Genomic DNA, 22,483 nt, shown 5'->3' with positions numbered 1-22,483 from the left:
TTTGAGCTACTGAGCGTGCGGCCTCACCAGGCTGGCGCTAACACTAAAGCCCCTCACACCGGATCAACCGGGGTGAGGGGCTTTAGCTATATCAGAGATATTTCAGAAGAATTACTGGTTGTGAACCTCAGCCAGCATGTTCTTCAGGTGACCCAGAATGGTCAGCGGGTCAGAACCGAAACCGTCGTGGTGGTGGGTCTTCGAGGTCCACACCTGAGTGTTACCGACCCAGCGAGCGGTCTCCATGGAGTGCTCAAAGTCCACGTACACGTCCGGGTTGTATGCCGCAGCCACCACGGGGACCTCGTTCTTGTGCAGCTGTGCGTGGTCGTACAGGCGACCCCAGTCCTTCTTCTCAGCCAGCAGGTTTGCAACCTCAGCCAGCGGACGCAGCGAGGGATCCTCCTCGTAGTACCAGGGGAAGATGTGCTCGCCGGTGAAGAGCAGACGGTCCGCATCCGGTGCGAACTCGGGGCGGGAAGCCGCCACGCGAGCAGCAGACCAGTTGGTCGGCGCGGGGGAGGGGGACAGCTCGTAGCCGGGGATGCCGGGCAGAACGCCGTCAGCGGGGCCGTCAGCGTAAATGGTCTCGTGCATCAGGGCGTACAGCGGGTTCGCCTGGAAGGTCACCTCGGCACCCATAGAGGTCAGGAACTGATCGGACAGATGGTCGTTACCCTCAGCGAAGGCGGTCTCCAGGAAGTAGTGCAGACCGCGCTCGCGCCAGCGGCCACCCAGGAAATGGCCGGCCATCTGGAAGCGGTGATCGGTCAGACGCTCACCGGTGGGCAGGTACTCCTTGTGGGTGCGCAGGTGCTCAGCAATGCGGGTAGCGAGCTCAGCGTCCTCAGGGAACCAGCTGTAGTACTCCTCAACACGTTCCTTCATGCGGTCGAAGGTGTGCTGGTAGACGTTGTCCACCGAGGTACGAATCGGCGCCAGGCCCGCGGTGATGCGGCAGTCACGCAGCGACTGCGGTGCGAACGACAGGTAGGACAGGGTCAGGAAGCCACCGAAGGACTGACCAATGGTGGACCAGCGCTTGTCGGCACGGTCAGCCAGCAGCACCTCGCGGACAGCCTCCGCGTCAGCGATGATGGAGTCCGCACGGAACAGCTCAGTGTACTCAGCCTGAACCTGCGCATCACCCACAGCGGTGATGTTGCGAGCAGACAGCGGGGAAGACATGCCGGTACCGCGCTGATCCAGAAGAATCACGCGGTGAGTCTTCGCCAGCTCAGCAATCCAGCCGCCAATGGAGCCGGTCTTCGGCGAACCGAAACCGGGGCCGCCCTGCAGGTACACAATGTAAGGGCGCTTATCAGCCGAAACGGTCAGAGTCTCGTTGGTGTTCACAACCTCACGGGCGAACACGGTGATGGTCTGGTCTGCGAAACGGGAGGAGAGAGCGGCATCCTTGCCCTTGGAGAAAATCAGACCGTGGGTCAGGGGAACCTGGAACCAGTGGTCGGTAATCTCGTAGCCGTCGTGCTTGACGACCGAACCCTTGCGGTACTCAACCTTGGGAAGCGAAGAAACGGTCAACGGTGAACCTTCTTTCATTCAAATAGATAGATACTCTGTATTCTAGCCCACTACGGGCAACATCTGGGCAGAGCCTCGGGCGGAGTCTCATTCGGAGCCTTAATCGGAGTCTTAGAACTCGCCCACGCTCAGAATCTTCAGCACTGGGTACCCCGCCTCATCGGATGCCGCCAAATCAACCTCGGCACGAATACCGAAGTCAAAATTATCTTCGGGGTCAGCGAAGCTCTGCTGAACCTTCCACACGCCAGGATGCGCGGCGGTGTCCTCATCCATGCTGACCAGGCGAGGCGAGCGCGCGTCGGCGTCCGTGTAGATGTCGTCGTAGGTGTCGAAGTAGTCGTCCATGGCGTCCGCCCAGCGGTCGGCATCCCAGCCGCACCATTCGTCCAGGGCGCCCAGGGCGCGGTCACGCTCGTCAGCGAAGAGCTCCACGCGGCGGAAGAGGGCGTTGCGCACCATCACGCGGAAGGCGCGCAGGTTCTTCGTCACGGCGGGAGGCTCTTCCTCCTCGATGGAGGCGTGCTCGGCGGCAACGGTGGCGGTGTCTTCGCCGGCTGCCAGCTTCTCCCACTCGTCCACCAGGGAGGAATCGGTCTGGCGTACCAGCTCGCCGAGCCACTCGATGATGTCGTCGAGCTCGTCGGTCACGGTAGAATCGGGGATGGTGTGGCGCAGCGCCTTGTATGCGTCAGAGAGGTAGCGCAGGAGCACGCCTTCGGCGCGTTCCAGCGTGTAGTACTGCACGAAGTCGTTGAAGCCCATCGCGCGTTCGTACATGTCACGCACAATCGACTTGGGGCGCGGCTCAAAACGTGCAACCCACGGGGCAGACTGCTTGTAGGTCGTGTACGCCTGATCAATGAGCTCAGCCAGGGGCTGCGGGTAGGTGACCTTGTCCAGCTCGTTCATGCGTTCGGTGTAGTCCACACCGTCCGCCTTCAACTGCGCCGAGAGCTCGTTCTTCGCCTTGCGCTCCTGCGCGTACAGCACCTGGTTCGGCGAATCCAGGGTCGCCTCGATGAGGGAGAGCGCATCCAGGGCGTAGCTGGGGGATTCGGGGTCCAGCAGCTCCAGCGCGGCGACCGCGAAGGCAGACAGCGGCTGGTTGAGGGCAAAGTTATCCTGCAGGTCCTCGGTCAGGCGCAGGTAGGAGCCGTGCTCGTCCGGGGTGTTGGTTCGCTCAATCACGCCACCGGTCAGCAGCTCCTTGTAGATGCCGATTGCCTTGCGCAGCAGCTCGCGGCGGCGCGCCGGGCTCTCATGGTTTTCCTGAATGATGCGGTACGCGGCAATGACCGGGTTCTCCGGGCGGTGCATCAGGTTCAGCAGCATCGAATGGGTGATGTCGAAGGAGGAGGTCAGCGGCTCCGGGGCGGCCTCTACCAGCTGCTCGAAGGTCTTCTCGGACCAGCCAACGAAGCCTTCCGGCGCCTTCTTACGCTTGGAGGACAGCGACTGGTTAATGCGCTTGGTGTCGTCACCGAACTTCGCCTGAGCCTTAGCCAGCAGGCGAGCATTCTCAATATCGTGCTCGGGTGCCTGAACCACCACGGTGCCGGCGGTATCAAAACCGGCGCGGCCGGCGCGTCCAGCGATCTGGTGGAACTCGCGGGCACGCAGACGGCGGCTACGGGCACCATCAAACTTCGACAGCGCCGTAATCAGTACGGTACGAATCGGCACGTTAATACCCACACCCAGGGTGTCGGTACCGCAGATGACCTTGAGCAGACCTTCCTGAGCCAGCTGCTCCACGAGGCGGCGGTACTTGGGCAGCATGCCCGCGTGGTGAATACCGATACCGGCACGCACCAGCTTATTCAGTGCCTTACCGAAGCCCGGACCGAAGCGGAATTTCGCGATGAGCTCGGAGATGCGTTCCTTATCTTCCTTGGAGGCAATAGCCACCGACAGCAGCGCGTTCGCCTGCTCCAGCGCCGCCTTCTGCGAGAAGTGCACAATGTAGACCGGAGTCTGCTTGGTCTGCACGAGCTCCTGCACTGTCTCCTGAACCGGGGTGGTGGAGTAGTAGAAATGCAGCGGAATGGGACGCTCAGAATGCGCCACCAGGTCACTCTCACGACCGGTCAGCGCCGTCATTTCCTCCTGGAAGCGAGTCGTATCGCCCAGGGTCGCGCTCATCAGCAGGAACTGCGCCTGCGGAAGCTCCAGCAGGGGAAGCTGCCACGCCCAACCGCGCTGCGGGTCAGAGTAGAAGTGGAACTCGTCCATGATGACCTGGCAGAGGTCCGCATCCTTACCCTCGCGCAGGGCAATATTGGCGAGAATTTCCGCGGTGCAGCAGATAATGGGCGCCTCCGTATTAATGGCGGAGTCGCCGGTAATCATGCCCACGTTCTCGGCACCAAAAATATTGATCAGGTCAAAGAATTTCTCAGACACCAGCGCCTTAATGGGGGCGGTGTAGTAGGAGCGCTGACCGGTCGCCAGGCCCGTAAAATGCGCGGCAACAGCCACAGTGGACTTACCGGAACCGGTCGGGGTTGCCAGCACCACGTTATGTCCGGCGGCAATGCTCAGAACGGCTTCGTCCTGGGCGGGGTACAGGGTCATGCCGCGGGTCGAAATCCACTCGGTGAACGCCTCATAGATTTCTTCGGCGGTGAGGGGGTTGCTCTTAAAATCGCGTCGATTGTAGTCGCCGGGGTTCTCGCCCAGCCCGGGAGAAAGAAAATTCAAAATACTCATGAGGATTCCAGTCTATCGGGAATAGCGCGGGCGCGGGGGCGTTATCGTTACGAGGGAACAAACGGGTACTCGCGGAGTGTTTGCGGGGTGTTCGCTGCATCTTTGCAGGGAGTTCGCGGTTCCTTCGCGGGGCGTTTATAGGGTGTTCGGGAGGCGCGGTGCCGCGCTAACGCGGGAATTCCCCAAATTCGTGTAGTGTAGAACAAAGCACTAAAAGTGCAGTGGTGCAAAAACCTGGTGCTCAGAAGGTCGAAAACGTAGGCCTCCATGCCGCATGGATTACCGCGTAGATGCAGAATCCGCCGATTGATGTCGGTGCATATTGAGCGGCTGATGCACGCCCCAAAATACGTTGCATAAATAACGACACGCCCATCTATTGCATAAATAGTGTTGCGTGCCACATTGATAAAGGAATAGGGTAAGAGAAAGGAGAGACGTTGAATGACTGAATACAACGCTGACAAGGCACAAGAAAACGCTGCGCGTGAAGAAGCCACGCATGAAGAATCCATGCATAACAAAACCACGCAGGAAAAAGCCGCTCAGAAAAAATCTGCACAGGGAATAACCGGCAGCGAACTGCGCAAAGCTGAAGAGGAAGCCCTCAAAAAGCGCCTCGCCCTGCGAGTCACCGCGCCCGGACATAAATACCCCTGGCACCGCTGGGCAATCCCCATCGTGGGTGAAACCACCGCAGGCATCGGCGCAATCCTGATCCCCGTCATGGTGGGTCAATTCATCAACCAGCACATCGCTGGCAAAGCCCCCGACGCCTGGCCCATGTTCTGGGTGGTCGTCGCAGCCATCACCTTCATCGTGATCAACGAGTTCTTCGGCTGGGGTACCTCCATGACCCTCAGCGCAGAACTCGGCCGCGACTGGCGCATCTATATCAACCGACTCATGGGACGCACCCGCGCTGGCGTAGACTCCGGCGAAGCGGTCACCGTTATGAATAAAGACGTACGCCGCATTACGGACGTCTACTTCTCGTTGCCGCTATTCGTCAACGCCATGATCATCGCGACCCTCGGTGCCGTGCAGCTCTGGCTCATCAACCCCGTCACCGCGATTGTCACCCTCATCGGTACGCTCATCGTGGTCGGCGTGATTGCCTGGTACTCGTCCTTCCTCGAATCCAAGATTGGCGAATACCGCGAAAAGGACGGCGAAGCCTCCTCACGCGCCTCCGATATCGCCACCGGTCTGCGCACCATCGCCGGCCTCGGTGCCGAAGAACAGATGCGTGAGCGCTACCACCGCGGCACTGACGAAGTCTTCGACAGCTACATGCGCTACGAAAAGACGCACCGCTGGATGTACCTCATCCGCGCGCTGCTCGGCGGCGCCGTGACCCTGCTCGGCATCGGCTTCGCCCTCACCGGCCACGTCGAAAACGGCCGCTGGGTATCCGACACGCCCGCCGCGTCCCTGGTGACCGTCGCCTCCATTATCGCGATGATGGGCGGCCCCATCTGGATTACCCAGAACTTCCTCACCGCATGGCGATACGCCAAAATTGCGCTTGCCAAGGTCGCCCGCCTCGAAGGTCACGCGGGCGTACGCCAGGGCGTGCTGAAGAGCCCGCGCACCGACGAAGAAATGGCGCAGCTGGCACGCGCCGAACAGGCAGTCGAGGCGAGCACCCTCGAAGTGCCCGTACCCGTCGCCCCCGCCGGTGCAAGCAACCCGCGCATCGTGTACGTCAACCCGCGCGACTACAACCTCACCGCGCAAGACTACGCCGAGGCGCTTGCCCGCACCCTGCGACGCGGGGGAGAGGACCTCAAGGACGCAACCGGCCGCCGCGTGCTGCTGAGCGAACCCAACCCCATGATTTTCGCCGGAACCCTGCAGGAGCACCTGCGCCTGGGCACCGTTCCGAACCCCGATGAGGAGCTGGCACAGGCAAAGGATGAGGAACTGCTGAAGATTACCGACTCCCGCGAAATCGCCTACCGACTGGGCGGACGCAACCCCGAAGACTACTTCGCCGCCCGCATCACCAGCGAAGGCGCGAACCTCTCCGGCGGTCAGCGTCAGCGTCTGGCACTCGCCCGCGCACTCGCACAGGACGCGCAGGTGCTCATCCTGACCGAGCCGCTGAACTCCGTGGATGAACCCAGCCAGCGTTACATCTACGATGCGATGGAAACCCAGGTCGGTAGCGACCGCCTGCCCGTCGGCTACCCCGGCCTGCTACAGGATTTGGAGCAGGTCTACGTTGTCTCCACGACCGCGGAGACGACCCGCCGCATGGAACGCGACGGCTACCCGGAAACCGCTCAGTCTGAAACTGTTCAGACCGAAACCACTCAGAATCAGGAGGTGAACTAGCATGGCAAAGCAGCTCCCCATCGAAAGCCCCGCCTACGTAGCACGCCGCATGTGGAACTACCTCGCGGCGCACAAGGGGCGAGCCCTCTACACCTTCGTCATCTACATGGTCAGCACCCTCATGGGTGCGGTGGTGCCCCTGCAGATTGGTGCCACCGTGGACGACGTGGTGGCGGGCAAGTTCTCCAGCTACCCGTGGCAGCCGATTCTGATTATCCTGGCGGCGTTCATCGTGCAGGCGATAACCCTCATGGTCTCCTCGTACAGTGCGGCGCGACTGGGTGCGCTCGTCACCCGTGACGCCAACCAGGACACCCTCGACGGCACCCTCGACCTGGACGCACGCACCGTGGAAGAAGCCGGTAGCGGTGACCTGCTCACCCGCGTGACCGACGACCTGTCCTCGGCAGCCAAGTCCGTCAGCGAGGACCTGCTCGGCGCAATCTACGTGGTGCTGTACTTCATTATCTCCACCATTTCGCTAGCGGTTGTGAGCCCGGCAATGGGCCTGATCATGCTACCCATGATTGCCGGTCTTGCCCTCATCATGTCGAAGATGCTGCCGCTCATGGCGGCACGCAACCAGACCGCCCAGGAGCGCGTGAGTGACCTCAACAGTGTGCTGACCGAGAACATTCGCGGCACCTCCACGATCCGTGAGCTGGGCGTTCACACCGCCCGCGAAGACGCCTTCGCCGGTGAGAACAAGCGCCAGTTCGCCGCGCAGCTGGGCATGGTGCGCATCCGCCAGCTGTACTTCACCGTGGACGCTATTAACGCTTGGATCCCCACGATTCTGTGTATGCTCTGGGGCGCCGCCTGCGTGGCTCTCGGTTGGGCTTCCTGGGGTGCCGTAGCGACCGCCTCGGTCATGGTCTTCAGCCTGCGAACCCTCGCCGACATGCTGAACCACCACGTCAGCAGCCTGCGCATCATGCTCGTGAACATGGGCCGCGTGTTCGGTGTGGTCTCCCTGGCGAAGAAGCAACGTGAGGCGCGTGCACAGCACCGTGCCGAAGCGTTCGCCGCCGTGTCTGATGAAGCCGTGAAGAACCCGGAGTACGCCATTGACTGCACCGACGTCTCCTACGGCTACTCGCCGGACGCCCTGGTGCTTGAAGGTATCAACCTGAAGATTCGCCGCGGTGAGGCGCTCGCCCTGGTGGGTCGTTCCGGCTCGGGTAAGACCACCCTGGCTCGTCTGATTGGTGGTTCGCTGACCGCCCTGGAAGGCACCATCACCGTGATGGGTCGCCCGGTCGGTCACGGCGACTTCCCGACCGATGCCGCCGCTGATGGCCGGCCGCGCCTGCTGGTCTGCACCCAGGAAGCGCACGTCTTCTTCGGCACCCTCGCCGATAACTTTACGGTGGTCGTGCCGGATGCAACCGTCGAGCAGATGGGCGAGGCGCTGGACGCTATCGGTGCCCGCTGGTGGCGCGACCTGCCGCAGGGCATAGATACTGTCGTCAGCGGCGCGGATTCGCCGCTGACCCGCGACCAGATTCAGCAGCTGGCACTGGCACGTATTGTGCTTGCCGACCCGCACGCCGTGATTCTGGACGAGTCCACCACCCAGCTGGAGCTCGCGGACGCAACCGAGTCCCTGAGCGCCGTGCTGGCGAACCGTGCGGTGCTGATTATTTCGCACGATGCGCGTATCGCCTCGCTGGCTGACCGTGCGGTCCTGCTACACGAGGGTAGGATCATTGCGGAGGGTTCACCGGCAGAGATTTTCGCCCTGACCTAAGCCTGGAGGATAAGCCAGGCTGATAGTGCCCGGTACCGTGTGAAGCGGTGCCGGGCACTACGTGTTTAACGGGTGGTTTCCGTACAAGGGTGCGCTGAAATCGGCGGTGAGGAGCCCCTGCAGTAACGCAAGACTCAAACGAAAATTTCGGAGAGATTCACTTGTTACCCGCAGAACTTTTAGCTACGGAGAATCATTGTGATAACCTGGCAGAGCGATATGGGGTGCCTTGAGACGCCCGCGACCCGCTAACCCGCCCAACTGGCCGCCCAACGAAGGGCTACGGCACAGCGAAGAGCTACGGCACAGTGGACGCACGAAACGGCGTAAGAACACTCAAGGCTGAGAGAATCACCCATTGAACCTGCTCTAGTTCGAACTAGCGAAGGGATTATCGATGATGGCAGAGCAGCCTATCGCGCCCGCGTGCGCACCCACCACCAGCCCTGTACCCGGCGCGAGCGCCTCCGGAGCATCCGGGGCACCCCAGACAGCTCGAGTGCCGAGGGTTCTCTCCATTGCGGGAACCGACCCCTCCGGCGGTGCGGGCATCCAAGCGGACCTCAAATCTATTACCGCATCCGGCGGTTACGGCATGTGCGTGACCACCTCACTGGTCGCCCAAAACACGTGCGGGGTTCGTGAAGTATTCACCCCGCCCCTGGAATTTTTGACCGCGCAGCTTGCCGCCGTTTTTGATGACGTCACGGTTGACGCCGTGAAAATCGGCATGCTCGGCGACGCAGACACGATCCGCACGGTTCGTACCTGGCTGAGTGAGCATCCCGCGCCCGTGGTCGTGCTCGACCCGGTCATGATTGCTTCCAGCGGTGACCGCCTGCTGCAGGCGGAAGCGGAGCAGGCGCTGCGCGATCTCGTGCCGCTCGTGAATGTGATTACCCCGAACATTCCGGAGCTCGCCGTGCTCTGCCAGAAGGAGCCCGCTCAGACTTTCGATGAGGCGCACGAGCAGGCGGCGAACCTTGCTGCGGCGACCGGAACTACCGTGATTGTGAAGGGCGGCCACCTATGCGGTCAGGACGCCGGTAACACCGCGGTCTTCCCGGACGGCACCTGCGCGCACGTGCGCACCCCGCGCCTGGACAGCCGTAATACGCACGGCACCGGATGCTCCCTGTCCTCTTCGCTGGCAACCCGCCTGGGCGTGGAACTGCTGCAGCACACCGAAGCCGCAGGGCACACCGCAGAGCAGAGCGTTCTGACTAGCGAAGACACCCACCGCGCCCTGCAGTGGAGCACCCGCTGGCTCCACGAAGCCATTGCCGCAGGTGCCGGTCTGCAGGTCGGCTCCGGTGAGGGCCACGGCCCGGTGGACCACGCCGCCCGTGCCCGCCGTCTGGAGGCTGCCGCCTCCGCGTACCCGTGGCATCACCTGCTCGCCACCACCGACTCTGAGGGCAATACTCTGGACGGCACCAGCCCGGAGCGTCTGCTGCCGGTCAGCCCCGTGCCCGCCGGTGAAGCCGTCGTAAAGCCCGCCGGTCCCTGGACCGCCGCCCTCTGGGCAGCCGGTGGCGAAACCTGGCACCAGATCCTGGACCTGCCCTTCGTGCGTGCCCTCGGTGACGGAACCCTCGACGAGGATCTGTTCGCCTTCTACCTGGACCAGGATGCCCTCTACCTGCGTGATTATTCGCGTGCGCTCGCGACTCTCTCGGCGCGTGCTGATACCGCTGAGGCGCAGGTGCACTGGGCCGCCGGTGCGCACGAGGCGATTGCCGCCGAATCGCAGCTGCACGAGGGCTGGCTGGCGAACCGTGCGCGTCTGGGTGGGCCCTCGCCGATTACGATGGGGTACACGAATTTCCTGCGTGCCTCCGCCGCTGGTGATGACTACGTGGTCGGTGCCGCGGCGATTCTGCCCTGCTACTGGCTGTACGAAGAAGTCGGTGCCGTACTCTCCTCGCAGAATCACGCGGACCACCCGTACGCGGAGTGGCTGAGCATGTACGGTGGCGAAGAGTTCGCCGCGGAGGTGGCGCGTAGCCTCGCGGAGGTGGAGCGTGCGTTTGAGGCGGCTTCACCGGCTCAGCGTGTGCGTGCGGCGCGGGCGTACCTGTCGGCGTGCGTGTACGAGCGTGAGTTCTTTGATCAGGCGCACCGAGCATTGCGTTAGTTTGCCGGGCGCTGCGCTAGCTGATAGGTGCCGGTTGTTGGGCTGAATACCGCCTCGGCATGGCGTGAGATGGGTGATTGATGCTTCACTCAAGCTACCGCCGGTTCGGGGGTTGTTCCGGTTATGCTTAAGGCGTCGGTGAAAACCGTTTGCGGCAGGATTCCGGCCCTCACCCAACTGGCTGATGTACCTGCCGCGCCCGCACCTCTACGGCGTGTAACCGACCAGTTTGGTCCGCCGCAACCACCTCATCCAACCCCCGCGGCGGGCCAAACGCCTTCCTTCTAGCTTTCGCGAAGAATATTCGGCATAGAAATATCCCGTGCAGATACTCTCATCTGCACGGGATATTTCTATATGTCTCACCGTTGCGAATCAGCCGCCGCTGCTAGTACATCAGGCTAGTGTGTCAGGGAAGGGGAGGATCGCCTACTTGATCTCGCCCTTGAGCGCACCCATGAGCGGACCGATCACGTCCATGGGTAGCGGGAAGACCACGGTCGAGTTCTGGTCGGCACCCAGCTCCAGCAGGGTCTGCAGGTAACGCAGCTGCAGGGATGCGGGGGACTGGCTCAGAATGTCGGATGCTTCCTTCAGCTCGCTGGAGGCCTCCAGCTCACCGCGTGCCGAAATGATCTTTGCGCGGCGCTCACGCTCAGCCTCAGCCTCGCGAGCCATGGCGCGCTGCATAGCCTCGGGAATCTCAACGTCCTTAATTTCGACGAGCTCCACCTGAATACCCCACGGCTCGGTGCGCGAACCGATGATGGAGCGCAGGTCCTCGTTCAGGTCCTCGCGGTGTGCGAGCAGGGTGTCCAGGTCAACGCGGCCGAGCAGGGAACGCAGGGTGGTCTGCGCGATCTGGCTGGTGGCAATCGGGTAGTTCTCAACCTCAAGCACCGCGTTCTTGGCGTTGGTCACGCGGAAGAGGACCACGGCGTTCACGCGGGCGGGAACGTTGTCCTTGGTGATGACTTCCTGCGGGGGAATGGTCAGGGTGATAACACGCATATCAACGCGCTGCAGGGAGTCAACGAGGGGGAAGACGACGTTCAAGCCGGGCTCCAGTTCCGAACGCAGGTGACCGAAGCGGAAAGAGATGCCGCGCTCGTATTCGGGGATGACGCGGAACATACGAATCAGAATAAAAAGAACAATGACGGCAACTGGGATGAGGATAGTTGCCAGAGTGACGGGATCCATGGTTTTCCTTCACAAGTATTGGGGGAGGACGGTATGTGTGCCCACCTGCCCGCGCCTCGTACGGTGCAGGTAGTAGGGGATGCCCGGTAACCGGGCTGTGTTTGGGGGAGTTTAGAGAGGGGAATTTTCCGTCCCGGCGGCATGCGGTGGTCGGTGCTTTAGCGGCACCCCGCATGGAAAACTCAAAAGAGGAATAAAAGAGAATTCCACGCAGGGTGGCGCCGAAGCTAACAGACGGGACCAATCGACCGGTCAGCCGCCGGAACGGAAAAACTTGTGCAGCGCTACTTCTTCGCCATCTGCTCTGCCAGCTTTTCAGCAGCCTCAACCTCAGCCAGGTTCTGCTCCTGCAGGACCTCATTTGTGGTCTTGTGCAGTCGCTTAACCGAGGTGCCGGTACCGCTCCATGCGGGGCGGTCCGGGTCGAGGGCAGAGGTACGAACCGGTAGGGTTGCCTCCGCAATCATCTGCTTGCGGGTCTGCTCGGTACGGCGCTTACGCTCATTCGAAACGCCACCCCACTTCGCCGCGAAACGATCCATCTTCACGTTCACCGATTCGTCAGCGGTGGATGCGTGAATATGCTTCGGATCGTTCTCGAAGTTCGCGGGGGAACGCATGAGCTTCACAGCCAGCGGGTAGGTCAGCGACAGGCAGACCACCGCGGCGGCACCCTCCACCAGAAGCTCCAGCGGGGAGTGCCAGACGATAGCGGCACCAATCAGGATGACCACGCCCAGCAGCGAGACAGCAACCGCCAGCCCGCGGTGGAAACGACCCGACTCGGAGTAGGGCCATTCGTCCACTTCGCGGGTGAGCTCGCGGCCGTTCGCCGAGACAGTGCAGCTGTCCTTAATCGGGCAGGTGTTGCACACGCTGGGCTTGGCGCGGTAACGCATCACTCGGTTATCCGAGTCGAATGCGGTCGCCCACAGCCACTGGTCTTCGGGGCAGAGCCACGCGTCGCTCTCTTCGTGGTAGGTGAACCCGAAGGTTCGCGCCGCCACCATGCGCTGGCTGGTGCGCTTGGCGAGAATATCGAAGCCCCAACCCACGGCGACCAGGCCGAGCGCGTACACGCAGGCCAGCCACACGAGGAAAGAAACTCCAGCAATCTGCTCAGGCATGGTTAGCCTCGACGATCGCTACGGTAGGGGCTGGTCTGCTCGGGCAGCTTCTCGGCAGCCTTAGCGCCGGCGAACTCTGCGATGCGAGCGTCCTCAACCACCTCGTACAGCGGCGGTTCGGGCAGCTCCAGGACGGTTTCCTTAGCGTTCTTGGAGAAGATCTCCTTGATACCCAGCAGAGCCAGCTTAATCAGCGGGATAATGCCGACCAGGAAGATCACGTCACCGGGCATACGCATCCAACCCATCACGGCGGAAGCACCGTCGTGAATGAACGCGAAGGAACGAGCCTCGTAGTAGCCTTCACCCACGGACTTGTACAGCTGAGCAATACCCAGCGGCAGCAGCGAGATGAAGGACATCCACAGCAGACCAATGTTCAGGGTCCAGAAGGAGAACTTCAGACCCTTCTCAGGCCACTTGTCCTCAGGGATCAGGTAGCGCAGACCAAACACCGCGAACGCGATCGCGAGCATACCGTACACACCCATCATGGATGCGTGTGCGTGGTTTGCAGTCAGTGCCGTACCAATCTCGAAGTAGGACACGATTGGCAGATTAATCAGGAAGCCGAACACACCAGCGCCGAGGAAGTTCCAGAAGCCCACAGCAATCAGGAACATAACAGCCCAACGGTGCGGGAAAGGCTTGGTGCGGTTGGAGTACTGGCGAGCACCCAGCTGCATGAAGCCCCACGCCTCAACGGTCAGGAAGGTCAGCGGGATAACCTCAGCAGCCGAGAAGAACGCACCGAATGCCATCTGCTCGGAGGGGGTACCGACGAAGTAGGTGTGGTGCAGAGTACCGATCACACCACCGACGGAGTAGAGCACAGCGTCCATCATGATGATGGAGATCGCGATGCGCTCGCGGACCACGCCGAGCAGCACGAAGATGTACGCCACCATGACGGTGGTGAACAGTTCGAGGAAGTCCTCCACCCAGAGGTGAACCACCCAGAATCGCCAGAATTCGGCGACGGTCACGTGAGTACGCTGACCTGCGAGCAGGCCGACCGCGTAGAACATGGGGATGGCGAGGCCGGAGAAGAGGAACAGCCACGGCAGGGAGGTTTTCTTCGAGCCCTTCAGGCGAGCGGAGAGGGTACGCCAGACGATGACGATCCAGATGAACATACCCGCGGTGAGCAGGATCTGGAAGAATCGCGGCAGGTCCAGGAACTCCCACTGCTGCGAGAAGAAGCCGGTGAATTCCTTGGGGATGAGGCCCTTCTGAGAGAACCATTCGTTCAGCAGCGAGCCGAGGACCACGAAGACCACAGCGCCGATGAGAACGTAGGTGAGCAGGCCCTGCTTCTTGGGTTCGCGGCGGGTAATCAGCGGGGCGATGAAGATACCGCCCGCCAGGAACGCGCCTGCGGTCCAGAAGAGGGAGAGCTGAAGGTGCCAGGTTCGGGATACCGTGTAGGGCAGCAACTGGCCCATGTCGATACCGAAGAATCCGGTGAGTTCTTCACGGTAGTGCTCGGTGAGCGCACCCACCAGAGCCTGCAGCAGGAACAGCACCAGGATCGTTGCGAAGAGCAGGCAGGCTGCCTTCTGCGAGGGGGTCAGGCGAACTTCGTCGGGCTGACGGAAGTCGAGGACGGGGGCCTCTTCCGCATGCCAGCCGATAGCGCGGGACCAGCGGCCGTAGATGGCGAACATCAGACCGGTACCACCGATGAGGGCAATCAGGGAGAGTGCCGACCAGACCATCAGATCCGCGGTGGGCTTGTTGTCCACGTTGGGTTCGGAGGGCCAGTTGTTGGTGTAGGAGTAGGGCTGGTCGGGGCGGTCTGCCGCCGATGCCCATGCGGTCCAGCCGAAGAATGCGACGATGTCGTGCAGTTCTTCGTCGTTCTTAATGGCGTTGGGGAACAGGCCCTGCGAGGTGTCACCCTTCATGAGGGTTTCACGGTAGTGCTTGAGCATGAGCTGGTAGCCCTTGGTCTCACCAGCGGACCAGGTGATGGTCTTAGTCTGCTCGTCGTACTTGTTCTCCTTGCGCCACTCGTTCTTGACGAGCTCGCGGGGGTCCTGCTTGCCCTGTTCACGGTATTCCTTGACTGCGGCGTCGGTGGTCAGGCGCAGGTATTCTGCAGTGTAGTCGGGGCCGAGGTAGGCACCGTGACCCAGAACGGATCCGTACTGCTGCAGGCCGCGTCCCTGGAACAGTTCCTGACCGTGCAGGATCTGTTCTTGGGTTGCGATAGTTTTGCCGTCGTTGCCGACGATTTTGTCGGGGAGCGGCATGGAGAGTGCGTAGGTGCGCATTGCAAGGACTGCCATGATGGTGAAGCCCAGGAGCATCACAAACGCAACAGCCTGTACCCAGCCTTTTCCGGCATAGGCACCGACCGTGTCTGAGCGGCGGGCAATCTTTGCTGCCTGCGCACGCGAGACGGGTTTTGTAGCCATAGTGTATGTCTCCAGTGTGCGTGGATTGTGTAGGTGGAGTGGTTCCGACGCACATCCGCTGGAGGGGCGGCTCACTATGTTCAGGGTGAATCGTCCTTGAGGGAGGTGCGACAGCCCACCCTGCTCTCATTTTTGCATATTAAATGCGTATTTACGAAACTTTGCTGACGTATCGTCACAATATGACAGGCGTATTCAGGCATAAAAGCCACAGTTACAAGGCAAAAAAGTTCGAATGTTACGTTGAGGTTGAATCCTTAGCTTCCGTGCCGCTTTTCCGCCTGTAACGGGGGGACATAGGGCGGAAGCTATGCAGGCTCCCTCAATCAGGACTCTTACTCGGGTTCCTACTCGGGCTTCTACTTGAGCTTCTACCGGAAATCTTGCCGGAATTATTGGTGGGAGGCGCATCCCAGCATGTGGAAGGGGAATGCGGCACCCCTCACGTTCCTACACTCGGGTGTGGAATAATAAAACTCGGTACTACTAAACACAGTACAAATTTTTTCAGTACAGATTCTGTGCACCCACACGGTGTACCCTCAGAAGGGGCCACTCACCCCGCACCCACGGCAGCCCGCCACCACAGCCCGCAATCTATCGGCACCTCAGGAGAGTTCACGTGCTTCTCTACAAATCCACCCAGAAAGCAGTCACCGGAATCCTGCGCACCGTCTTCCGCGCCCGCGTGACCGGACTCGAAAACTTCCCCGCCACCGGCCCGGTGATTGTCGCCTCCAACCACCTGTCCTTCCTGGACTCCATCATTATTTCTGCCATGATGCCGCGCCGCGTGGCGTTCCTCGCCAAGGCTGAGTACGTGAACACCCCCGGCCCGCGCGGCAAGATGATGAAGGCATTCTTCGAAGCCGTGGATATTATTCCCGTGAACCGCTCCGACCGTTCCGAATCGCTCAAGGCGCTCGACATTGCCCTGGAGAAGCTACAGGAGGGTAAGGTCTTCGGCATTTACCCCGAGGGCACCCGCTCCCGCGACGGCTACCTGTACCGCGGCAAGATTGGTGTGGCGTGGCTGGCGCACATGACCGGCGCGCCCGTGGTTCCGGTTGGTCTGATTGGCACCGACCGCCTGCAGAAGCCCGGCTCGAACATGATTTACCCGCGCCGCTTCACGATTCGTGTGGGCAAGCCGCTTTACTTTGAGAAGACCGGTGAGAAGATGACCGGCAAGCAGCGCCGCGTCACCACCGACACGATCATGGATGAGATTGCTCAGCTGTCCGGTCAGGCGCGAAAGCATGAGTACAACGTTTCGCCCTCAGCCGCACGTGACGCAGGCTAGGGCACTCGCCGCCTATACCGCGTAGACTTAAACCGCGCATTCACGCACCGACCCCCGCGTTATGGGGGAGATGGGTGCAAGATGCGCGGTTTGTCGTATGTGCGAGCCTGGGATGACCTCGGTAGCCCAGCAGCGGCAACCCCGCAGAAAGCCCAGTAGAGCGAGGAGAAAGTACCCATGGCAGAGCCTTCCAGCTACCGCCCCGCCCCCGGCGAAATCCCCACCGACCCGGGCGTTTACCGTTTCCGTGATGCCGACGGCCGCGTCATCTACGTGGGCAAGGCGAAGAACCTGCGCAACCGACTCAACAGCTATTTTGCGTCCCCGCAGACGCTGAGCCCGAAGACCTACGCCATGGTGCATACGGCGGCAAGCGTGGAGTGGACCGTGGTGGCGAGTGAAATGGAATCGCTGCAGCTCGAATACACCTGGATTAAGGAGTTTTCGCCGCGATTCAACATTGCGTTCCGCGACGATAAGTCGTACCCGTACCTGGCGATTACCGTCAATGACGTGTACCCGCGCGCCATGGTGACCCGCGGCGAGCGCCGTAAGGGCGTGCGCTATTTTGGTCCGTATTCGCAGGCGTGGGCGATTCGTGAAACCCTGGATGCGCTGCTGCGTGTGTTCCCGGTGCGCACTTGCACGAATGGCGTGTTTAACCGCGCGAAGAATAGCGGCCGCCCCTGCCTGCTCGGCTATATCGATAAGTGCGCAGCACCGTGCGTGGGCAAGATTAGCGCCGAGGAGCACCGCGAGTTGGCGCGCGGGCTGACCCGGTTTATGGGTGGTGGCGCTGAGAAGCATATCGCCCAGTTGACCGCGGAAATGAAAGCCGCCGCAGCTGATATGGACTTTGAGCGCGCCGCGATTCTTCGTGACGATATTGCCGCGCTGACTAAGGCGTTTGAGCGTAACGCCGTGGTGCTCGGCGCGACCGTGGATGCCGACCTGTTCGCCTACGCTGAGGACGACCTGGAGGCGTCCGTTCAGGTGTTCTTCGTGCGCGGTGGCAGGATCCGTGGCCAGCGCGGCTGGATCGTGGAGAAGGTCAACGACAGCACCGACGCGCAGCTCATCGAACAGCTGATCGCGCAGGTATACAGCGATATTGCGGCGAGCCTCGCCTCCCCGAAGGATGCCGAGAAGAGCCTGAACAGCTACGATATTCCGCGCTCCGTGCTCGTGCCGGTGGAGCCCGAGAATAAGGAGCAGCTGGCGTCCTGGCTGGCGGAGGTGCGCGGCGGCCCCGTGGAGATTAGCGTCCCGCAGCGCGGCGACAAGGCAGAGCTCATGAAGACGGTCGCCGAGAATGCGCGCCAGTCGCTGACCCTGCACAAGAGCCGCCGTGCCGGTGATTTGACCACCCGTAGCGCTTCCCTCGTGGAGCTGCAGGAGGCGCTGGAACTGCCCGATCCGCTGCTGCGCATTGAGTGCTACGACATTTCGCATGTGCAGGGCACGAACGTGGTTGCGTCCATGGTCGTCTTTGAGGACGGCATGCCCGCGAAGAACGCCTACCGCACCTACAGCATTACCGGCGACGCCGCGCGCGACGATACCGCCAGCATGTACGACGTCATCACGCGCCGCTTCAAGAGGCACCTGGCGCAGCAGGCTGAACGCGAAGCTGCGCCCGTGCAATCCGGCGAGATTGACGCCTCCACGCCCGAGCCGGCGAAGTTCGCCTACCCGCCGAACCTAGTGCTCGTGGACGGCGGCCCGCCTCAGGTGGCTGCCGCCTCCGCCGCGCTGAGCGACCTGGGCATTACGGACGTGTACGTTGCCGGCATCGCTAAGCGCCTGGAGGAACTGTGGCTACCGGACGACGACTACCCGGTCGTGCTGCCGCGCACCTCGCAGGCGCTGTACCTGGTGCAGCGCATCCGCGATGAGGCGCACCGTTTCGCTATCACCTTCCACCGTTCCAAGCGCGGTAAGGCGATGGTCGCCTCCGCCCTGGATGAGGTGCCCGGTCTGGGCGAGGTGAAGCGTTCCGCGCTGATTAAGCATTTCGGGTCGGTGGCTCAGATTAAGCAGGCGAGCGCCGAGGAGCTGACGGCGGTGCCGGGTATTGGTCCGGCGTTGGCTCAGAAGATTCTGACGGCGCTTGCCTAAGCGCCTGCTGGCGCTGACCTAATCCTCTGGCTGGCGCTGGGTGAAGGCCCGCCCGGGGTGTGAACGCAGCACCCCGCCTCGTAATGGCGCTTAACAAACGTGTCATAATTGAAGGAAACCGTCATCATTACGAGCGCGCTATCTTCGCGCGCCCTCAACCAGTAGAGTGGAAACCGTGAGTAATAACCATCTGCGCCTATTCACCAGCGAGTCGGTGACTGAAGGCCACCCCGATAAGATTTGTGACCAGATTTCTGACGCCATCCTTGACGGCATCATCGCCCAGGATCCCGCAGCGAACGTTGCTGTGGAGACCATGGTGACCACCGGTCAGGTGCATGTTGCTGGTGAGGTGACCACCTCCAGCTACGTCGAAATCCCCTCCATCGTGCGCGAGACCATTCTGGGTATCGGCTACGATTCCTCTACCCGCGGCTTCGACGGCGAGTTCTGCGGCGTGTCTGTCTCCATTGGTGAGCAGTCCCCGGACATTAACGCCGGCGTGTACGAGTCCCTCGAGGTTCGTCAGGGCATTGCTGCTGACGAGTACGACCGCCAGGGTGCGGGCGACCAGGGCATCATGTTCGGTTACGCTTCGAACGAGACGAACGTGCTGATGCCCGCCCCGATTTGGCTGGCGCACCGCCTCTCTGAGCGTCTGACCAAGGTCCGTAAGGACGGCCTGCTGACCGAGCTGCGCCCCGACGGCAAGACTCAGGTAACCCTCGGCTACGATTCGAACAACGTGCCCGTCTCCGTGGACACCGTCGTTGTTTCGAGCCAGCACACCGCAAGCTACGACCTGGCTGACCTGCGTGCAGACATTGAGAAGCACGTTATCGCGCCGGTTCTGGGCAGCGTCGAGCTGGATTCCTCCAACGCTAAGTTCATTGTGAACCCCGCTGGCCGCTTCGTTCAGGGTGGCCCGGTGGGTGACGCGGGCCTGACCGGCCGCAAGATTATTGTGGACACCTACGGCGGTTCGGCTCGTCACGGTGGTGGCGCGTTCTCCGGTAAGGACCCGTCGAAGGTGGACCGTTCCGCAGCGTACGCAATGCGTTGGGTTGCGAAGAACATTGTGGGTGCCGGTCTTGCCGACCGCGCCGAGGTTCAGGTTGCGTACGCTATCGGCCAGGCAGCGCCGGTCGGTCTGTACGTTGAAACCTTCGGCACCGAGAAGGTCGACCCGATCAAGATTGAGAAGGCTGTGCGTGAGGTCTTCGACCTGCGCCCGCTGGCAATCATTAACGAACTGGATCTGCGCCGCCCGATTTACAAGAAGACCGCAGCTCACGGCCACTTCGGTCGTACCGAGCCGGAATTCACCTGGGAGCGCCTGAACCGCGTGGATGCACTGCGTTCGGCAGTGTCCTCCTCCTAATATCTGTCAGGGTAGAGGAGCACGCAGATTCGGGTGACTCAGAGCAGTTCTGAATCGAACTCTTCGGCACCGTTGGGTGCCCAGCAGGAATCCCTGCAACAGCTTGACCTGTTGCAGGGATTTCCTGCTCTTCGTGATGCCCTGATTCCGGCTGCCCCGGAGCCGGTGAACGTTGCCGCCGAGTTGGAGGCGAGCGGCGTGCCGAACCCTGTGGCGCGCGTGCGCGTGGATAGCACCCTGCCGCAGGTGGACCGCACGTTTGATTACCGTGTGCCCGCCGAGCTGAGTGAGGATGCGGTGCCCGGCGCCCGCGTGCGCGTGCTGTTCAACGGCCACGAGATGACCGGTTACATTGAGGAACGCGCCGCCACGACTGATTGGACGCGCACCTCGTTGCTGCCGCTCAAGTCGGTGCTGTCGCGTGTGCCCTCTGTTGCGCCCGAAATTTTTGCGCTTGCCGAGGCGCTTGCTGACCGTTACGCCTCCACGGTGGCGAACGTGCTGCGCCTGGCGGTGCCGCCGCGCATTGCCGCGCTGGATAAGAAGTACGCGCCCCTTCTACCGGGTTACGAGTCGGCGTATTTGGGTGATTCTGCTCCGGTAAGCACTTCCGATGCCCCCGAGCCTGCGGCATCTGAGCTTGTGGCTTCCGAGAGCGCAGAATCTGGGCCTTCTACCGCCTCCGCCACCTCCAGTACCGCTACTGCCAGCGCTACCGACCCGTACGCGTGGCTTGCCACCCCCGGCGCGCCCGCCCCCTTCGTGCTGGACCCGCCGGCGCTGAACCCGGACGCGCCGGATGCCGCCTCCGTCTTCTCTGATTACGAGAACGGTGCGGAGTTCATTGAGGATGTTGCCGCCGGTGCCGCGACCCGCGCCGTGATGACGGTTCTTCCCGGCCATCTGGAGCACACGTGGGCGGATGTTTTGGCGACCGCACTCGCGGCTGCTGCTGCCAGTGGCCGCGGCGCAATTGCGGTGGTTCCGACCGCTAAGAACCTGGATCTTCTGGAGGCGGCGCTCGCCGAGCGTCTGCCGGCTGATTCGTTTGTGCGTTTGAGTTCTGATTCGACTCCGCATACTCGCTATCACGGTTTTGTGAAGGCTCGCCTGGGGCAGGTGCCGGTGGTGATTGGTACCCGCGCGGCGGCATACGCGCCGGTGGCGAACCTGGGCCTGGTGGTGTGCTGGGATGACGGCGATTCTTCGCTGGTGGAGCAGCGCGCCCCGTATTGTCATACCCGTGATGTGTTGCTTTTGCGTGCTTCTGCTGAGAATACTGCGGCGCTGTTTGCCGGGTTCAGTATGAGTAGTGAGGCGGCGCGTCTGGTGCGTACCCGCTGGGCGTCTCATGTGCGTGCGCCGCGTGCGTTGGTGCGTGATTATTCGCCGCGTATTTTTTCGACGGGTTCGGAGCTTGAGTTGGCGCGTGACCCGTTGGCGGCGATGGCGCGTATTCCGCACCTGGCGTTTGAACATGCTCGTCGGGCGTTGGCGCGTGGTCCTGTGTTGGTGCAGGTGGCGCGTAGCGGTTATATTCCGTCGTTTTCGTGCGAACGTTGCCGCATGCCGGCGCGTTGTGGCGAGTGTAGTGGGCCTTTGTCGGTGGCTTCGGGTTCGTCGGTTCCGTCGTGTTCGTGGTGCGGTCATTTGGCGCAGCAATGGCGTTGCTCTGAGTGTGGTTTTACGCATTGGCGTTATTCGGCGGCGGGTGCGACTCGTACTGCTGAGGAGCTGGGTCGTGCGTTCCCGAATGTTCCGGTGATTTCTTCGGCGGGTGACCATGTGCGCGCGTCGGTTGGTCCTGAGCCTGCGTTGGTGGTGGCGACTCCGGGTGCTGAGCCGGTGGCTTTTGGTGGCTATGCGGCGGCGCTTCTTCTGGATGCCGATAGGATGCTTCGTTTTGATTCGTTGCGTGCTCCGGAGGCGGCGTTGCGTCGCTGGTTGAATGCGGCGGCGTTGGTTCGTCCGGCGGCTCTTGAGGGTACGGTGGTGACGACTGCTTCGCCGTCGCCGGTGGAGCAGGCGCTGGTGCGTTGGGATCCGGCGTGGTTTGCTCGTCAGGAGCTGGAGGAGCGCGCTCAGACGGGTCTGCCTCCGGCGGTTCGTACGGCTGCGGTGACCGGTGCGGAGGCGGATGTTCGCGCCTTCATGGAGGAGTTCTTGGGCTCTTCTGCGCTGCCGGAGCGGGTGCGTGAGCAGTTGCGTATTGTGGGTCCGGTTCCTCTGGATCAGGGGTATTTTGCCTGGTCGGAGTCTCTTGAGGAGGATTCTGAGGAGGCGCCGGTTCAGGGCGATTGGCGTACCCTGATGTTCTTCTCGTATGGCATTGCCCAGCAGGTGACCCGTGAGTTGCGTGCTACGCGTGCAACGATTGCGGCGTTGAAGAAGAACGTGGGGGAGCGGCCGGTTCAGATTCGTTGTGACGGCTTGGACGTGCTGTGATT

12 protein-coding genes and 1 riboswitch are annotated in these 22,483 nt (G+C 61.8%); of the genes, 7 read left to right on the top strand and 5 right to left on the bottom strand.

Going from position 1 to position 22,483, the window contains the following annotated elements; genetic code table 11:
- Positions 1 to 111 precede the first annotated feature (111 nt).
- Both HMPREF2927_RS07655 and HMPREF2927_RS07650 read right to left on the bottom strand, forming a co-directional pair.
- The gene (locus tag HMPREF2927_RS07655) at positions 112 to 1,563 is read right to left on the bottom strand and encodes an alpha/beta fold hydrolase (RefSeq protein WP_070686901.1); all 1,452 of its coding nucleotides are present in this window, start codon (positions 1,561 to 1,563) and stop codon (positions 112 to 114) included.
- Positions 1,564 to 1,656: 93 nt separating this feature from the next.
- On the bottom strand, positions 1,657 to 4,257 hold the full coding sequence (locus HMPREF2927_RS07650) for a DEAD/DEAH box helicase (RefSeq protein WP_070686898.1): 2,601 nt from the start codon (positions 4,255 to 4,257) through the stop codon (positions 1,657 to 1,659).
- 444 nt (positions 4,258 to 4,701) lie between these two features.
- Between HMPREF2927_RS07650 and HMPREF2927_RS07645 the strand changes: the two genes are divergently transcribed.
- The 3 genes from HMPREF2927_RS07645 to HMPREF2927_RS07635 all read left to right on the top strand — a co-directional run bounded on the left by HMPREF2927_RS07645 (position 4,702) and on the right by HMPREF2927_RS07635 (position 10,484).
- Positions 4,702 to 6,597 (top strand): ABC transporter transmembrane domain-containing protein, encoded by a 1,896-nt coding sequence (locus HMPREF2927_RS07645; RefSeq protein ID WP_070686896.1) that lies wholly within the window; start codon positions 4,702 to 4,704, stop codon positions 6,595 to 6,597.
- A 1-nt stretch (position 6,598) separates the two neighbouring features.
- Entirely contained in the window at positions 6,599 to 8,347 is a 1,749-nt protein-coding gene (locus HMPREF2927_RS07640) for an ABC transporter ATP-binding protein (RefSeq protein WP_070686894.1), read from the top strand.
- A 210-nt stretch (positions 8,348 to 8,557) separates the two neighbouring features.
- Positions 8,558 to 8,756, top strand: a riboswitch (TPP riboswitch).
- Complete coding sequence (locus HMPREF2927_RS07635) at positions 8,745 to 10,484, top strand: bifunctional hydroxymethylpyrimidine kinase/phosphomethylpyrimidine kinase (RefSeq protein WP_083311233.1); 1,740 nt, start codon at positions 8,745 to 8,747, stop codon at positions 10,482 to 10,484. Its footprint overlaps the riboswitch before it by 12 nt.
- 429 nt (positions 10,485 to 10,913) lie before the next feature.
- On the opposite strand, the gene HMPREF2927_RS07630 is transcribed toward HMPREF2927_RS07635, so the two are convergent.
- The 3 genes from HMPREF2927_RS07630 to HMPREF2927_RS07620 form a co-directional block, all read right to left on the bottom strand.
- Entirely contained in the window at positions 10,914 to 11,687 is a 774-nt protein-coding gene (locus HMPREF2927_RS07630; protein WP_070686892.1) for a slipin family protein, read from the bottom strand.
- Between the two features lie 284 nt (positions 11,688 to 11,971).
- Positions 11,972 to 12,814, bottom strand: a complete 843-nt coding sequence (locus HMPREF2927_RS07625; RefSeq protein WP_070629640.1) for a transposase — start codon at positions 12,812 to 12,814, stop codon at positions 11,972 to 11,974.
- Between the two features lie 2 nt (positions 12,815 to 12,816).
- Positions 12,817 to 15,234: a nitric-oxide reductase large subunit gene (locus HMPREF2927_RS07620; protein ID WP_070686890.1), complete on the bottom strand. Its 2,418-nt coding sequence runs from the start codon at positions 15,232 to 15,234 to the stop codon at positions 12,817 to 12,819.
- A gap of 622 nt (positions 15,235 to 15,856) precedes the next feature.
- On the opposite strand from HMPREF2927_RS07620, the gene HMPREF2927_RS07615 reads away from it, so the two are divergent.
- The 4 genes from HMPREF2927_RS07615 (at position 15,857) to HMPREF2927_RS07600 (ending at position 22,481) form a co-directional block, all read left to right on the top strand.
- Positions 15,857 to 16,537: a lysophospholipid acyltransferase family protein gene (locus HMPREF2927_RS07615; RefSeq protein WP_044150489.1), complete on the top strand. Its 681-nt coding sequence runs from the start codon at positions 15,857 to 15,859 to the stop codon at positions 16,535 to 16,537.
- Positions 16,538 to 16,714: 177 nt separating this feature from the next.
- Positions 16,715 to 18,655 carry an excinuclease ABC subunit UvrC gene (gene uvrC, locus HMPREF2927_RS07610; RefSeq protein WP_070686888.1) on the top strand — a complete coding sequence of 647 codons (1,941 nt, stop codon included), beginning with the start codon at positions 16,715 to 16,717 and terminating at the stop codon, positions 18,653 to 18,655.
- A gap of 175 nt (positions 18,656 to 18,830) precedes the next feature.
- Positions 18,831 to 20,036, top strand: coding sequence for a methionine adenosyltransferase (gene metK / locus HMPREF2927_RS07605; protein WP_005506182.1), 1,206 nt, complete (start codon positions 18,831 to 18,833; stop codon positions 20,034 to 20,036).
- A 33-nt stretch (positions 20,037 to 20,069) separates the two neighbouring features.
- Entirely contained in the window at positions 20,070 to 22,481 is a 2,412-nt protein-coding gene (locus HMPREF2927_RS07600) for a primosomal protein N' family DNA-binding protein (RefSeq protein ID WP_070686886.1), read from the top strand.
- Positions 22,482 to 22,483 lie beyond the last annotated feature (2 nt).

Source organism: Rothia sp. HMSC061E04 (genome assembly GCF_001813685.1).
In the GTDB taxonomy this organism is placed as follows: Bacteria; Actinomycetota; Actinomycetes; order Actinomycetales; family Micrococcaceae; genus Rothia; species Rothia mucilaginosa.
The sequence above is the reverse complement of the archived record's forward strand: the minus strand, read 5'-3'. Positions and strand labels throughout refer to the sequence as shown.

What these genes read in the sequence shown, in the direction of transcription:
- uvrC (WP_070686888.1), top strand. Translation starts at nt 16,715, where the DNA reads ATGGCAGAGCCTTCCAGCTACCGCCCCGCCCCCGGCGAAATCCCCACC.
- HMPREF2927_RS07630 (WP_070686892.1), bottom strand. Translation starts at nt 11,687, where the DNA reads ATGGATCCCGTCACTCTGGCAACTATCCTCATCCCAGTTGCCGTCATT.
- HMPREF2927_RS07635 (WP_083311233.1), top strand. Translation starts at nt 8,745, where the DNA reads ATGATGGCAGAGCAGCCTATCGCGCCCGCGTGCGCACCCACCACCAGC.
- HMPREF2927_RS07625 (WP_070629640.1), bottom strand. Translation starts at nt 12,814, where the DNA reads ATGCCTGAGCAGATTGCTGGAGTTTCTTTCCTCGTGTGGCTGGCCTGC.
- HMPREF2927_RS07650 (WP_070686898.1), bottom strand. Translation starts at nt 4,257, where the DNA reads ATGAGTATTTTGAATTTTCTTTCTCCCGGGCTGGGCGAGAACCCCGGC.
- HMPREF2927_RS07645 (WP_070686896.1), top strand. Translation starts at nt 4,702, where the DNA reads ATGACTGAATACAACGCTGACAAGGCACAAGAAAACGCTGCGCGTGAA.
- HMPREF2927_RS07620 (WP_070686890.1), bottom strand. Translation starts at nt 15,234, where the DNA reads ATGGCTACAAAACCCGTCTCGCGTGCGCAGGCAGCAAAGATTGCCCGC.
- HMPREF2927_RS07640 (WP_070686894.1), top strand. Translation starts at nt 6,599, where the DNA reads ATGGCAAAGCAGCTCCCCATCGAAAGCCCCGCCTACGTAGCACGCCGC.
- HMPREF2927_RS07655 (WP_070686901.1), bottom strand. Translation starts at nt 1,563, where the DNA reads ATGAAAGAAGGTTCACCGTTGACCGTTTCTTCGCTTCCCAAGGTTGAG.